Raw genomic sequence first — 14,400 nt, 5'->3', positions numbered from 1 at the left:
GGCTGACGCTTGCCCAGCGTCGTCCAGTCAGGGTCACCCCCGCGCAGGCGGGGAAACTGCGGTCCCGGTCTTCTTCTCTAGGTTACGCGGCTCCGGCGTGTCCGGTTCCCGCCGGGCCACCGGTACGGGGGTCGGCTCCCCGGCCGCGGCTGCCACCGGGACCGGCTCCTTCGGCGTCCCGAACAGCATGCGGCGTACGTCGGCCCGTGCCTGGCGCATGCTGTCCCGTGCGGAGGCGAGGGCCTGTCGGGTCGCGCGGCCGACGCTCTTGGCCGCCTGGGCGACGGGCCGCAGCACCGTGTCGCGGACCACATGTCCGACGGGTGTGAGCACCGTCCGGTACACCCACCGCACCGGCTCGACGAAGATCCACCTCAGGAGCTTGCCGAGGAAGCGGCCCACGACCAGGGAGATGTGCCCGGCGATGCGCCAGGCGTGGCCGATCGCGTCGCCGATCTCCCGGGCGACGACGGCGATCGCCCGCCCGATCGGCGTGAGCACCCACCGCCACACGGCGACGGCGGGGACGACGAAGATCCAGCGGCACAGCGTCGCGATGCCGTGGCCGAGCGGGGTCAGCACGCGCGTGTACAGCCACACCGCGGGCACCACGAGCAGGACGTGGCCCAGCCAGGCGAGCGCGACGCCGACGGGCACGACCACGTAGCGCCAAAGGCCCACCCACGGCCACACGAAGACCGCCTTGAACAACCACACCAGGGCGGTGGCGACGCCGTGGCCGAGCGGGGTGAGCACGCGCGCGTAGAGCCACGCCGCGGGTACGACGAACAGGACCCGGCCCAGCCACGCGATGCCGTGGCCGAGCGGAGTCAGCACGCGCGCGTAGAGCCACGCCGCGGGATCGGCGATCAGGACCCTGGCCAGCCAGCCGAGCCCCGTGCCGACCGGCACGAGCACGTACCGCCAAAGCCCCACCCACGGCCACACGAACACGGCCTTGAACAGCCACGTCAGGACCGTGCCAATGCCGCGCCCGACCGGCCGCAGCGCCCTGAGGTACACGAAGCGGCCGCACACGGCGAGCGCGTCCCACACCAGGCGCACCGGCACGACGAGGACGAGTACGACGATCCGCACCGGGAGGCGGATCGCGACGGCGAGACAGCCCTCGGCCTGCGGGGGTGCGACGGGCAGTGGCTGCTCCACCTGCGGCTGCGCGGGGGGCGACGGCTGCTCGACCCGCTGGTCGGGCCGCTTTTCGAGGTCCATGTCGTCCTAGACGCGTGCGGTGTCGGTTCGGATCCAGTAGCGGAGCTTTCCGCCGCGCTCGTCCTCGAAGGCGCCGCCGGCGGCCTCGATGACCTTGCGCGAGCCGGTGTTGTCGGTGTCGCAGGTCACCAGGACGGATTCCAGGCCCAGTTCGGCGGCGTACGGCAGGCAGGCGCGCAGCATCTCGGTGGCGTGGCCGCGGCGGCGGGCGGTGGGGCGTACGTCGTAGCCGATGTGGCCGCCGTACTCGCGCAGGAAGCGGGTGGCGACGGTGTGCCGGACGGCGATACGGCCCACGTAGTGCGCGCCGTCGGCGTACCAGAGCGTGGTGACGGGGACGCCGAGCGGTCCGGCGGGCTGCGCGGCGGCACGGACCTCGGCGACATAGGCCGCGAAGACACCGGGGTCCTGCCACTTCCCCGTGTAGTCGCGCAGGGTGTGGCCGAGCGTCGTGTCATCGTCCGGGCCGCCACGCCCCTCGGCCCGGAACTCCTCCATCGCGGCGACGAAGGAGTGGTGCACCAGGCCCGAGGGCGGGGCGAGTCGAGGCACTGTCAGGTGTCTCGGTTACTTCACGACCGTGAGCGGAAGAAGCTTCTTGCCGGTCGGGCCGATCTGGATGTGGGTGTCCATCTGCGGGCACACGCCGCAGTCGAAGCACGGCGTCCAGCGGCAGTCCTCGACCTCGGTCTCGTCGAGGGCGTCCTGCCAGTCCTCCCAGAGCCAGTCCTTGTCGAGACCGGAGTCCAGGTGGTCCCAGGGCAGGACCTCTTCGTACGTGCGCTCGCGCGTCGTGTACCAGTCGACGTCGACGCCCATCTCGGGCAGCGTCTTGTCGGCACAGCGCATCCAGCGCTCGTACGAGAAGTACTCGCGCCAGCCGTCGAAGCGGCCGCCGTCCTCGTAGACGGCGCGGATGACGGAGCCGATGCGGCGGTCGCCGCGCGAGAGGAGGCCCTCGACGATGCCGGGCTTGCCGTCGTGGTAGCGGAAGCCGATCGAGCGGCCGTACTTCTTGTCGCCGCGGATCTTGTCGCGGAGCTTCTCCAGACGGGCGTCCGTCTCCTCGGAGCTGAGCTGCGGGGCCCACTGGAACGGCGTGTGCGGCTTGGGCACGAAGCCGCCGATCGACACCGTGCAGCGGATGTCGTTCGAACCGGAGACCTCGCGGCCCTTCTGGATGACCTTCGTCGCCATGTCGGCGATCTGCAGGACGTCGTCGTCGGTCTCGGTGGGCAGGCCGCACATGAAGTACAGCTTCACCTGGCGCCAGCCGTTGCCGTACGCGGTCGAGACGGTGCGGATGAGGTCTTCCTCGGACACCATCTTGTTGATGACCTTGCGGATGCGCTCGGAGCCGCCCTCGGGGGCGAAGGTCAGGCCCGACCGACGGCCGTTCCTGGTCAGCTCGTTGGCGAGGTCGATGTTGAAGGCGTCGACGCGGGTCGAGGGGAGGGACAGACCGATCTTGTCCTCCTCGTACCGGTCGGCGAGGCCCTTGGCGACCTCCGCGATCTCCGTGTGGTCCGCGGAGGACAGCGAGAGCAGGCCGACCTCCTCGAAGCCGGTCGCCTTGAGACCCTTCTCCACCATGTCGCCGATGCCGGTGATGCTTCGCTCCCGCACGGGGCGCGTGATCATGCCGGCCTGGCAGAAACGGCAGCCGCGGGTGCAGCCGCGGAAGATCTCCACGGACATGCGCTCGTGGACGGTCTCGGCGAGCGGGACGAGGGGCTGCTTGGGGTAGGGCCACTCGTCGAGGTCCATGACGGTGTGCTTGGACACGCGCCACGGCACCCCGGACCTGTTCGGGACGACGCGGCCGATGCGGCCGTCCGGGAGGTACTCGACGTCGTAGAACGCCGGGATGTAGACGGAGCCGGTCTTCGCCAGGCGGAGGAGGACCTCCTCGCGGCCGCCGGGGCGGCCCTCCGCCTTCCAGGCGCGGATGATCTCCGTCATGTCGAGGACGGCCTGCTCGCCGTCGCCGATGATGGCGGCGTCGATGAACTCGGCGATCGGCTCGGGGTTGAAGGCCGCGTGGCCTCCGGCGAGCACGATCGGGTCCTCGACGGTGCGGTCCTTGGACTCCAGCGGGATGCCCGCGAGGTCCAGGGCCGCCAGCATGTTGGTGTAGCCGAGCTCGGTGGAGAAGCTGAGCCCGAAGACGTCGAAGGCCTTCACCGGGCGGTGGCTGTCCACCGTGAACTGCGGGACCTGGTGCTCGCGCATCAGCGCTTCCAGGTCCGGCCACACGCTGTAGGTGCGCTCGGCGAGGACGCCCTGGCGTTCGTTGAGTACCTCGTAGAGGATCATGACGCCCTGGTTGGGCAGCCCCACCTCGTACGCGTCCGGGTACATGAGTGCCCAGCGGACGTCGCACTCGTCCCAGTCCTTGACGGTGGAGTTGAGCTCCCCTCCGACGTACTGGATGGGCTTCTGCACATGCGGGAGCAGCGCTTCCAGGCGTGGGAAGACGGACTCGACAGGCATCGCGGTGTCTCTCATGAGCTGGCAGGGGTGACCATCAAGCGTACCCCGGCCGTCAGGCGCCCAGTGCCGCCCGCAGTTTCCCCCGGGACGCCTCGGCCCACACCCGCGGCAGCTCCCGCTCCCGGTCGGCGGCGGCCTCCTCCTCCCGGCCGTACAGAAGACCCCAGGTGAAGGCGGACTCCCCCGCCAGATGCGCCTGGATCGCCAGGGCGCGCAGGGCCTCGCGGGCGACCACACTGTCCTGGTGGTCGCCGAGCACGGTCTGCACGGCCTTCATCCGCTTCGCGAACCGCTTGGCGGGCTTGCCGAGCGCGGGGGTGGCCGCCTCGCCCGCGTACCGGGCGCGCTTGGCCGCCTTGCGGGCGTCGTGCATGGCCGCGTCGCGCTCCTGCCCCGGCGGCAGCGCGAGGGCGTGCTCGACGCGGGTGGCGAGGCGGGCGTAGTCCTTGAGGATCGCCTTGGAGAGGGCTTCGGCGGGCGGCGACGCGGCTGCGGAGCGCAGCGGGGGCGCCGCGAGCAGGGCGTCGAGCGAGTCCAGGAGGGTGAGGTACCGCCTGCCGTCGAGCACGGCGACGGTCCTGCGCCGGGATCCCGCGCGGCGGGCGACGGTCCAGATGCGCAGCCGGCCGCGCACGGGGCCGAGGAGGAGGGTCCTGGGCACGGCGGCGATGGCGGCCGTGAGCCGCTCGGTGAGGACCTCGCGGTCCCGGTCGATCCCCAACTCGCCCGCCAGCCACTTGAGTTCCTCGCCGATCGGGTCGGTGACCGTGCGGTCGAGGATCTTCCGGTACGTCTTGAAGGCGCTGCGCATGCGCCGGGTGGCGATCCGCATCTGGTGCACGGCGTCGGGCAGGTCGCGGCGGACGGCGGGGTCGAGCGAGACGATCGCGTCGCGCTGGGCGCGGAGGTAGCCGAGGACGTGGTCGCCGGCGGTCGCGGTGTCCTCGCCGACGGCCTCGCGCACCGCCTCGGCCACGGCCTCGCCCTTGCCCGCCTTCGCCCCGCGGCCCGTGCCCACCTCGGCCGCGGACTTCTTCGCCGCCCGCTGCTTCGGCGCGGTCTCGGCCAGCGCCCTGCCCAGTTTCGACAGCGACGCGGAGCGCCGCACGCCCGCCTTCCTCAGCTTCTTCTCGACCTTGTCGAGCAGCGCCGGATCGCCGTCGTCCGCCAGCTCCACCTCCAGCTCGGACCAGCCGACCCGGCCCCCGCCCCCGGTGACCCGCTCCGCGCTCACCTCGTCGACACAGACCTCGGCGAGCAGCGCGCCGCCCTCGTCGACGAGGTGGCGCACGTGCCGTGCGGATTCGAGGCGCAGCAGCGGCACCAGGTCGGCCTCGCGCACCCGGGAGCGCACCAGGCCGAGGAGCGCGCGGGGCACCGTGTCCGAGAGCGGGGCGCGGAGCTCGTCGCGCACTCCGTCGGCGAGCGAGACCGGCAGTTTCAGGTGCCAGCCCGCGTCGTCGCCTCCCGTGCGGCGCCGCAGCGTGATCGAGGCGGCGGCGAGGCGCTCGTCGGGGGTGTCGTAGTAGAGGGCGTCCAGTTCCGCCATGCCTTTGTCGACGACGTCCGCCACCCCGGCGACCCGGGTGAGGTCGGGCAGCTCGGTGCCCGCCATGACGTCGTACTTCCGCTCGATCTCGCGCTTCGTCTCCGCCATGAACCGAATCTAGACGCGAAGCACGACGCTGGGCAGTCCCCCGGCGGCGCTAGGCCGACATCGGCCGCTGGACCTTGATCGACTGGAGCAGGCCGACGGCCACCCAGACCGCGAACATCGAGGTGCCTCCGTACGACACGAAGGGCAGCGGGAGACCCGCCACCGGCATGATGCCGAGCGTCATGCCGATGTTCTCGAAGGACTGGAAGGCGAACCAGGCGATGATCCCGGCGGCGACGATCGTGCCGTACAGCTCGGTGGTCTCGCGGGCGATCCGGCAGGCCCGCCACAGGACGACGCCGAGCAGGACCAGGATCGCGCCCGCGCCCACGAAGCCGAGCTCCTCGCCCGCGACCGTGAAGACGAAGTCGGTCTGCTGCTCGGGGACGAACTGTCCGGTGGTCTGCGAGCCCTTGAACAGGCCCGTGCCGGTCAGGCCGCCCGAACCGATGGCGATGCGCGCCTGGTTGGTGTTGTAGCCGACGCCGGCCGGGTCGAGCGCGGGGTTGGCGAAGGCCGCGAAGCGGGCGATCTGGTAGTCGTCCAGGACGCCGAGCTGCCATATGGCGACGCCACCGGCGACGCCCGTGCCGACGAGGCCGAAGACCCAGCGGTTGGAGGCGCCCGAGGCGAGCAGGACGCCGAGCACGATCATCGCCATCACCATGACCGAGCCGAGGTCGGGCATCAGCATGACGATCATGATCGGCACCGCGGCGAGGCCGAGGGCCTGCACGACCGTGCGGTGGTCGGGGTGCTCCTTGTCGCCCGCGTCGACGCGGGCGGCGAGCAGCACCGCCATGCCCAGGATGATCGTGATCTTGCAGAACTCGGACGGCTGGAGCGACTGGCCCGCGATCACGATCCACGCGTGGGCGCCGTTGATGGTCGCGCCGAGCGGGGTCAGCACGAGCAGCACCAGGAAGACCGAGACGCCGTAGAGGATCGGCACGGCGGTGCGCAGCGTGCGGTGGCCGAGCCAGACCGTGCCCGCCATCAGGGCGAGGCCGATGCCGATGTTGATGACGTGCTTGATCAGGAAGGCGTACGGGTCGTCGCCGACGAGCTCGGTGCGGTTGCGGGTCGCGGAGTAGACGAGCGCGGAGCCGATCACGGAGAGCGCGACGGCGGCGAGGAGCATCGGCCAGTCGAGCCGGCGCACCATCGAGTCGCGGGCCAGGAGCCTGGACATGGAGGAGCGCTCGGGGCCGTATCCCGAGACGGAGAAGCCGTTGCCGGTCATGGGCTAGTCCCGCCTCCAGTTGGCCGTGGGACCGGCCGCGAGTTCCTGCTGCTCGGCCGGGGGCTTGGGCGCCTCGGGCTTGTACGGCTTGATCTTCGGGGAGTCGATGGAACCGTCGGTCTCGATCTTCGGCAGGTTCTTCTGCGGTTCGGGCAGGAGCGCCTTCTTCTTGTCCTGGTTGCCGTTCTCGTCCAGGCCGTAGATCGCGTCGTAGATCTTGCGGACGGCGGGGCCCGAGGCTCCGGAACCCGTACCGCCCTGGGAGATCGTCATGACGATCGAGTAGTCCTTGGTGTACGTCGCGAACCACGAGGTGGTCTGCTTGCCGTAGACCTCGGCGGTACCCGTCTTGGCGTGCATCGGGATCTTGTCCTGCGGCCAGCCGCCGAACCGCCACGCGGCGGTACCGCGCGTCGCGACGTCCGCGAGCGCACCGTCTATGTCCTTGCGCAGCTCGGCGTTCATCGGCAGCTTGCCGTGCGACCTGGGCGCGATCTCCTGGACCTGCTTGCCGTCGGCGCTGATGATCGCCTTGCCGACGGTGGGGTCGTAGAGGGTGCCGCCGTTGGCGATGGCGGAGTAGATCGTGGCCATCTGGATCGGCGTGACGAGGGTGTCGCCCTGGCCGATGGAGTAGTTGACGGAGTCACCGGCGCGCATCTTCATGCCTTCGAGGCAGTTCTCGTACGCGATGCGCTCGGCGTAGTCGCCGCTCTTCTTGCCCTGCTTGCACCAGGCGTCCTTGTTGGCCTTCCAGTAGTCCTTCTTCCACTGGCGGTCCGGGACGCGGCCGCTGACCTCGTTGGGGAGGTCGATGCCGGTCTCCTTGCCGAGGCCGAACTGGTGGGCGGTCTTGTAGAACCAGTCCTTGGCGTCCTTCTTGGGTTTGTTGCCGCCGTCCTTGGCCCACTGGTCGTGGCTGAGCTTGTAGAAGACGGTGTCGCAGGAGACTTCGAGCGCCTGGCCGAGGGTGATGTTGCCGTGGCCCTTGGACTCGAAGTTCTTGAAGGTCTGGCCGCCGATGGAGTACGAACTGGGGCACGGGTAGCGGTCGTTGAACTCGTAGCCCGCGTTGACCGCGGCGGCCGTCGGGATGACCTTGAAGATCGATCCGGGGGCGGCCTGGCCCTGGATGGCGCGGTTCAGGAGCGGGTAGTTGGACTTCTTGCCGGTCAGCCGGGCGTAGTCCTTGCCGGAGATGCCGCCGACCCAGGCGTTCGGGTCGTACGACGGGTTGGAGGCCATGGAGACGATGCGTCCGGTCTTGTTCTCCATGACGACGACGGCGCCCGCGTCGGCCTTGTAGTTCTCCCCGGTGTTCTTGTCGAACTCGTCGCGGGCCTTCTTCATCGCGTCGTTGAGCCAGTACTCGGAGACGGCCTGCACGCGCGCGTCGATGCTGGTGACGACGTTCGCGCCGGGCTCGGCCTTGTCGGACTTGGCCTTGCCGATGACGCGGCCGAGGTTGTCGACCTCGTAGCGGGTCACGCCGGCCTTGCCGCGCAGCTGCTTGTCGTACGTGCGCTCAAGGCCCGAGCGGCCCACCTGGTCGGAGCGCAGGAACGGGGAGTCGGTGTCCTTGGCCTTGTTGATCTCGTCGTCGGTGACGGGCGAGAGGTAGCCGAGGACCTGCGCGGTGTTGGACTTGCCGGGCGCGGGGTAGCGGCGCACGGCGGTGGGCTCGGCGGTGATGCCGGGAAAGTCCTCGGAGCGCTCGCGGATCTGCAGGGCCTGCTTGGCGGTGGCCTCGTCGGTGATCGGGATGGGCTGGTAGGGCGAGCCGTTCCAGCAGGGCTGGGGGGTCTTGGAGTCGCAGAGGCGGACCTTGTCGGCGACGTCCTTGTGGCTCATGTCCAGGACGTCGGCGAGCTTTTCGAGGACCGCCTTGCCGTCGTCCTTCATCTTCATCAGGTCCGTGCGGGACGCGGAGACGACGAGGCGGGTCTGGTTGTCGGCGATGGGCACGCCGCGGGCGTCGAGGATCGAGCCGCGCACGGCGGGCTGGACGACCTGCTGGACGTGGTTGCCGGAGGCCTCCTCGGCGTACTCCTCGCCGTTGCGGATCTGGAGGTACCAGAGGCGGCCGCCGAGGGTGAGCAGGAGGGAGACCACAAGGATCTGGATGACGACGAGGCGGATCTGCACGCGTGGCGTGCGGCCCGTCTCCGGAATGTTGGTCACTTCTCCCCTCCCCTGCTGCGTCCCCTGCGGTGTCCCTCGGTGCGGTCGGCGAAGTGATGCGACCTCACAGGCGCTTGACCCCCTTGATGCGTCCGGCGCGGGCGACGCGGGCCTTGGCGGCCTTGGCGCGCAGTCCGCCGCGCTGGTTGCCGATGCGCAGTCCGGTGCCGGACGAGAGCCAGCCGGAGGAGACGTCGGCAGCCTTGTTGGCCGGGGAGTTCTCCCCCAGCGGGTCGTTCTCGGCGCGCCGCGCGAGCGCGATGATCAGCGGCACGGTGAACGGCGCGAGCAGCAGGTCGTAGAGCGCGGCGGTGAAGAGCAGCCCGCCCAGGCCCACATGGCGTGCCGCGGTGTCCCCGACGAGGGCGCCCACGCCCGCGTACAGCAGGGTCGAGCCGATGGCGGCGCCGACGACCACGACGAGCGGCCCGGTGGCGGAGCGCAGCCGGCCGGTCTCGGGCTTGGCGAGCCCGGCGAGGTAGCCGATGACGCAGAGCACGAGGGCGTACCGACCGGCGGCGTGGTCGGCGGGCGGCGCGAGGTCGCAGAGGAGTCCCGCGCCGAAGCCGATGAGGGCGCCGCCGACGTGGCCGTAGACGAGGGCGAGGCCGAGGACGGTGAGCAGGACGAGGTCGGGGACGGCGCCGGGGAGCTGGAGCCGGGCCAGGACGCTGACCTGGATGACCAGGGCGACGACGACCAGCGTGGTGGAGAGCAGGATTCGGTTGAAGCGCATGGTCCGGTCTCCTACTGCTCGTTGCCGTTGGCGGCGCCGTCGGCCGGGGGCTGTCCCGAGGGGGTGGCCGTGACGGTCACCGTCGGGGTCGGCTTGGGCTTGGCGGGCTTGGGCGGCAGGACCGTGTCGCGCGGGTCCTCGCGGGGCGCCTCGACGACGACGCCGACGATGTCGAGCTTGGTGAATCCGACGTACGGCTTCACATAGATGTTGCGGGTGAGGTCGCCGCCGGACGGGTCGACGCGGACGACCTCGCCGACGGGTACGCCGGGCACGAAGGGCTTGTCGGCCTGCGAGCCGAAGGTGACCAGGCGGTCGCCCTTCTTGACCTTGGCCTTGCCGTTGAGGAGCTGCACGGAGAGCGGGCGGTCGCCCTGTCCGGTGGCGAAGCCGAGTTCGTCGGTCTTCTCCATGCGGGTGCCGACGGTGAAGTCGGGGTCGTTGGCGAGCAGGACGGTCGCGGTGTTCGGGCCGACCGTGGTGACGCGGCCGACCAGGCCGTCGCCGTTCAGGACGGTCATGTCGCGCTTGAGTCCGTCGTTGGCCCCGGCGTCGATGGTCACGGTCCAGGAGAAGCCCTGGGCCGCTCCTATGCCGATGACCTCGGCGCCCTTGATGCCGTACTGCCCGGCGCCCGCCTTCTTCAGCATGCTGTCGAGCTGGCGCACGCGGCTGCGGTTGCGGTCGTCGCTGCCGAGCTTGGCCTTCAACGCGGCGTTCTGCCGCTCCAGTTCGGCGATGCGGTCGTGGCGCTCGCCGGAGTCGCGGACCGCGCCGATGGCGTTGCCGATCGGGTCGACCGCGGAGGACACCCCCTCCTCGACCGGACCGAAGACCGTGGCGGCGGCCTGGCGGGCACCGTCGACCGGTGAGTCCTCGCCTCCGCGGATGTCCACCGTGATCAAAGCGAACGCGATGGCGATCAGCAGCACCAGGAGCAGCCGGCTCTCTCGTGTGTCCCTCACGTGCGGCGGCGTGCCTTCCTCAATCGGATTCCGTGGAATCTGCGGGTTCCACGGGGTTCTGGGGAATTCTTATGCCTTGCCTATATATCAACGATCCGCCGCACGAGGTGGCAGGCACTCGTACGGCGGACGTTTCGCGTCAGGTCATCTGCGCGGCTGGGCGTCGAGCACCTGCTGCAACGCCTCGAACTCCTCGACGCACTTGCCGGAACCGAGTGCCACGCTGTCCAGCGGGTCCTCGGCGATGTGGATCGGCATGCCCGTCTCGCGGCGGAGCCGCTCGTCGAGCCCGCGCAGCAGGGCGCCGCCACCCGTGAGAACGATGCCGCGGTCCATGACGTCACCCGACAGCTCGGGCGGGCACTTGTCGAGGGTCGTCTTGACCGCGTCGACGATCGCGTTGACCGGCTCCTCGATGGCCTTGCGGACCTCGGCCGCGGAGATGACGACGGTCTTGGGCAGCCCGGAGACCAGGTCCCGGCCGCGGATCTCGGTGTGCTCGTCGGCGTCCATGTCGTACGCCGAACCGATGGTGATCTTGATCTGCTCGGCCGTGCGCTCGCCGAGGAGGAGGGAGTACTCCTTCTTGATGTGCTGGATGATCGCGTTGTCCAGCTCGTCGCCCGCGACGCGGATGGACTGCGCCGTGACGATTCCGCCGAGCGAGATGACGGCGACCTCGGTGGTGCCGCCGCCGATGTCCACCACCATGTTGCCCGTGGCCTCGTGGACCGGGAGGCCGGAGCCGATGGCCGCGGCCATGGGCTCCTCGATGATGTGCACCTGGCGCGCGCCGGCCTGCGAGGAGGCCTCGATGACGGCGCGGCGCTCGACGCCGGTGATGCCGGAGGGCACACAGACGACGACGCGCGGCCTGGCGAGATAGCGCCGCTTGTGGATCTTCAGGATGAAGTAGCGGAGCATCCGCTCGGTGATCTCGAAGTCGGCGATGACGCCGTCCTTCAGCGGGCGCACCGCGACGATGTTGCCGGGTGTGCGCCCGATCATCTTCTTCGCTTCGGCGCCGACCGCGAGGATGCCACCGGTGTTGGTGTTGATCGCGACGACGGACGGCTCGTTGAGTACGATCCCCCGACCCCTGACGTACACCAGCGTGTTGGCGGTCCCGAGGTCGACAGCCATGTCACGGCCGATGAACGACATGTTGTTCCCCATGAGGATGCGTCTGGCCTTCCCTAGTGGAGCGTGTGATGGCTTTTTAGGTAGGCGAGGTGGGTGCTCTGTGGCAGTGGAGGCTTCCATCGTAGTCTCGGCCGCACCAAGACGGCGCGAGGGTCTTCGCCATTGTCAGCAGATGATGTGCCGCCCCGCCTTTGGAGACGTGCCATCGGAGGCACGGGTTCCCCCAATTGGGGCGCATATGCCAAAGGACGGCCGAATTTCTTCGGCCGTCCCAGGTCAGGGCGATGACTTTCTGACGTGACGTCAGAGCGCCCCGCGAGAGCGCTTCCGCCCCGGGTTACGCGACGCCCGGGAAGAAGATCTTGAGCTCACGCTCGGCGGACTCCTCGGAGTCCGAGGCGTGGATCAGGTTCTCGCGGACGATCGTGCCGAAGTCGCCGCGGATCGAGCCCGGCGCCGCGGCGATCGGGTCGGTCGGGCCCGCGAGGGCGCGCACGCCCTCGATGACCCGCTCGCCCTCGACGACGAGCGCGACGACGGGGCCGGACGACATGAAGGCAACCAGCGGCTCGTAGAAGGGCTTGCCCTTGTGCTCGCCGTAGTGCTGCTCCAGCGTCTCCTGGTCGAGCGAGCGCAGCTCCAGCGCGGAGATCGTCCAGCCCGCCTTGCGCTCGATGCGGCCGATGATCTCGCCGATCAGGCCACGACGAACGGCGTCGGGCTTCAGCAGGACGAGGGTGCGCTGGCTCATGTGCGGCTCCAAGGAGTGTTCTGACGATCTTTACGATCACGCGGATGGCCCGCACGATACCGGGGGCGGCTACGCGGTGTTACCTCCGGCCTCCGCCCGGCCCCCGCCCACGCCTCGGGCCGCCCCTGCCTACGCCTCGGCCTGCGCGGCGAACCTCGCCTTCGCCTCGTCCACCTTGCGGCCGAAGTGGACCGAGGCCCACCACAGGCCGGCGAACACCGCGCCCATGAAGAACATCGTCGGCACCACGAAGCCACTGGCGATCAGCGCGACCTGCAGGGCCCAGCCGAGCTGCACCCCGCCGGGCCGGGTGATCACGCCGCACAGCAGCACGCACAGGAACATCGCGATGCCGCTGACCGTCCAGACCGTGCCCATGGACAGGTCCGGGTCCTTCATGGCGACCAGACCGGCGAAGCCGATGACGAAGAACTCGCCGATCAGCGTCGAAGCACAGAGCGTACGCACAGGAGTCAGCCCCTCCCCAGGAGCAGTCGGGCCTCGCCGACCGTGATGACGGAACCGGTGACCAGGACGCCGCCGCCGGCGTACTCCCCCTCTTCCTCGGCGAGGGTGATCGCGGCCTCCAGGGCGTCGTCCAGGCGCGGCTCGACCTGGACGCGGTCCTCACCGAAGACCTCGACGGCGAGCCCGGCCAGGGTGTCCGCGTCCATCGAGCGGTGGCTGGAGTTCTGCGTGACGACGACCTCGGCGAAGATCGGCTCGAAGGCTTCGAGGAGACCCTTCACGTCCTTGTCGTCGCTCGCGCCGACCACGCCGATGAGATTGCTGAAGTCGAAGACCTCGCTGATCGCGGCGGCGGTGGCGCGGGCGCCCGCGGGGTTGTGCGCGGCGTCCAGGACGACGGTGGGCGAGCGGCGCACGACCTCGAGGCGGCCGGGCGATGCGACCGTGGCGAAGGCCTTGCGGACCGTGTCGATGTCCAGCGGGCGGGCGTGCTGCGAGCCGATGCCGAAGAACGCCTCGACGGCGGCGAGCGCCACCGCGGCGTTGTGCGCCTGGTGCTCGCCGTGCAGCGGGAGGAAGACCTCCTCGTACTCCCCGCCGAGGCCGCGCAGGGTCAGGAGCTGGCCGCCGACCGCGACCTGGCGGGCGACGACGCCGAACTCCAGGCCCTCGCGGGCGACCGTCGCGTCGACCTCGACGGCCTTCTTCAGGATGACCTTGGCGGCGTCCACCGGCTGTTGGGACATGATCACGGTGGCGTCCGGCTTGATGATGCCGGACTTCTCCTTGGCGATCTCGCCGGGCGTGGAGCCCAGGCGGTCCGTGTGGTCCAGGTCGATGGGGGTGATGACGGCGACGGAGCCGTCGATCACGTTCGTCGCGTCCCAGCTGCCGCCCATGCCGACCTCGACGACGGCCACGTCCACGGGGGCGTCCGCGAAGGCGGCGTACGCCATGCCGGTGAGGACCTCGAAGAAGGAGAGGCGGTACTCCTGCTGGGAGTCGACCATCTCCACGTACGGCTTGATGTCGTTGTACGTCTCGACGAAGCGCTCGGCCTCGACGGGGGCGCCGTCCAGGCTGATGCGCTCGGTGATCGACTGGACGTGCGGCGAGGTGTACCGGCCGGTGCGCAGCTCGAAGGCGGAGAACAGGGCCTCGATCATGCGGGCCGTGGACGTCTTGCCGTTCGTGCCCGTGATGTGGATCGAGGGGTACGCGCGCTGGGGCTCGCCCAGGACGTCCATCAGCGCGGCGATGCGGCTGACGGAGGGCTCGAGCTTCGTCTCGCCCCAGCGGCCCGCGAGTTCCGTCTCGACCTCGCGCAGCGCCCTGTCCACCTCCGGGTCGGCGGGGCGGGCGGGGACGTCGCCCTGGGGCGGGCCCGCCTGGGTGCGCAGGGTGCGGCTGCCCGCCTCGATCACCGCGAGGTCGGGGTCGCGGTCCGTCTCGGCGTCGATGATCTCGTCGAAGGCGTCGCCCTCGTCGTGCTGGCTGTCGTGCGGGAGGTCACTCACGTACGCCAGTCTACGG

The 14,400-nt window shown here is 70.2% G+C and carries 12 protein-coding genes; all 12 read right to left on the bottom strand.

Annotation, left to right across the window (positions count from 1 at the left end; translation table 11 throughout):
• Positions 1 to 33: 33 nt before the first annotated feature.
• On the bottom strand, positions 34 to 1,230 hold the full coding sequence (locus ACZ4D5_RS02215; protein WP_467770411.1) for a hypothetical protein: 1,197 nt from the start codon (positions 1,228 to 1,230) through the stop codon (positions 34 to 36).
• 6 nt (positions 1,231 to 1,236) lie between these two features.
• Positions 1,237 to 1,782 (bottom strand): GNAT family N-acetyltransferase, encoded by a 546-nt coding sequence (locus tag ACZ4D5_RS02210; protein ID WP_467770410.1) that lies wholly within the window; start codon positions 1,780 to 1,782, stop codon positions 1,237 to 1,239.
• Between the two features lie 15 nt (positions 1,783 to 1,797).
• Positions 1,798 to 3,723: a TIGR03960 family B12-binding radical SAM protein gene (locus tag ACZ4D5_RS02205; RefSeq protein WP_467770409.1), complete on the bottom strand. Its 1,926-nt coding sequence runs from the start codon at positions 3,721 to 3,723 to the stop codon at positions 1,798 to 1,800.
• A 52-nt stretch (positions 3,724 to 3,775) separates the two neighbouring features.
• Positions 3,776 to 5,380 carry a CYTH and CHAD domain-containing protein gene (locus tag ACZ4D5_RS02200; RefSeq protein WP_467770408.1) on the bottom strand — a complete coding sequence of 535 codons (1,605 nt, stop codon included), beginning with the start codon at positions 5,378 to 5,380 and terminating at the stop codon, positions 3,776 to 3,778.
• A gap of 49 nt (positions 5,381 to 5,429) precedes the next feature.
• Complete coding sequence (gene rodA, locus ACZ4D5_RS02195) at positions 5,430 to 6,623, bottom strand: rod shape-determining protein RodA (protein ID WP_467770407.1); 1,194 nt, start codon at positions 6,621 to 6,623, stop codon at positions 5,430 to 5,432.
• A gap of 3 nt (positions 6,624 to 6,626) precedes the next feature.
• Positions 6,627 to 8,804, bottom strand: a complete 2,178-nt coding sequence (mrdA, locus tag ACZ4D5_RS02190; RefSeq protein WP_467770406.1) for a penicillin-binding protein 2 — start codon at positions 8,802 to 8,804, stop codon at positions 6,627 to 6,629.
• Positions 8,805 to 8,868: 64 nt separating this feature from the next.
• The gene (mreD, locus tag ACZ4D5_RS02185) at positions 8,869 to 9,540 is read right to left on the bottom strand and encodes a rod shape-determining protein MreD (protein ID WP_362339600.1); all 672 of its coding nucleotides are present in this window, start codon (positions 9,538 to 9,540) and stop codon (positions 8,869 to 8,871) included.
• A gap of 11 nt (positions 9,541 to 9,551) precedes the next feature.
• The gene (mreC, locus tag ACZ4D5_RS02180; protein WP_467770405.1) at positions 9,552 to 10,505 is read right to left on the bottom strand and encodes a rod shape-determining protein MreC; all 954 of its coding nucleotides are present in this window, start codon (positions 10,503 to 10,505) and stop codon (positions 9,552 to 9,554) included.
• 144 nt (positions 10,506 to 10,649) lie between these two features.
• The gene (locus ACZ4D5_RS02175) at positions 10,650 to 11,669 is read right to left on the bottom strand and encodes a rod shape-determining protein (RefSeq protein ID WP_030362602.1); all 1,020 of its coding nucleotides are present in this window, start codon (positions 11,667 to 11,669) and stop codon (positions 10,650 to 10,652) included.
• A 316-nt stretch (positions 11,670 to 11,985) separates the two neighbouring features.
• Complete coding sequence (gene ndk, locus ACZ4D5_RS02170; protein WP_127911807.1) at positions 11,986 to 12,399, bottom strand: nucleoside-diphosphate kinase; 414 nt, start codon at positions 12,397 to 12,399, stop codon at positions 11,986 to 11,988.
• A 129-nt stretch (positions 12,400 to 12,528) separates the two neighbouring features.
• Complete coding sequence (locus ACZ4D5_RS02165; protein WP_467770404.1) at positions 12,529 to 12,867, bottom strand: DUF4233 domain-containing protein; 339 nt, start codon at positions 12,865 to 12,867, stop codon at positions 12,529 to 12,531.
• Between the two features lie 5 nt (positions 12,868 to 12,872).
• The gene (gene folC / locus ACZ4D5_RS02160; protein WP_467770403.1) at positions 12,873 to 14,384 is read right to left on the bottom strand and encodes a bifunctional tetrahydrofolate synthase/dihydrofolate synthase; all 1,512 of its coding nucleotides are present in this window, start codon (positions 14,382 to 14,384) and stop codon (positions 12,873 to 12,875) included.
• Between the last annotated feature and the right edge of the window lie 16 nt (positions 14,385 to 14,400).

Source organism: Streptomyces sp. NPDC025651, from assembly GCF_055558735.1.
The sequence above is the reverse complement of the archived record's forward strand: the minus strand, read 5'-3'. Positions and strand labels throughout refer to the sequence as shown.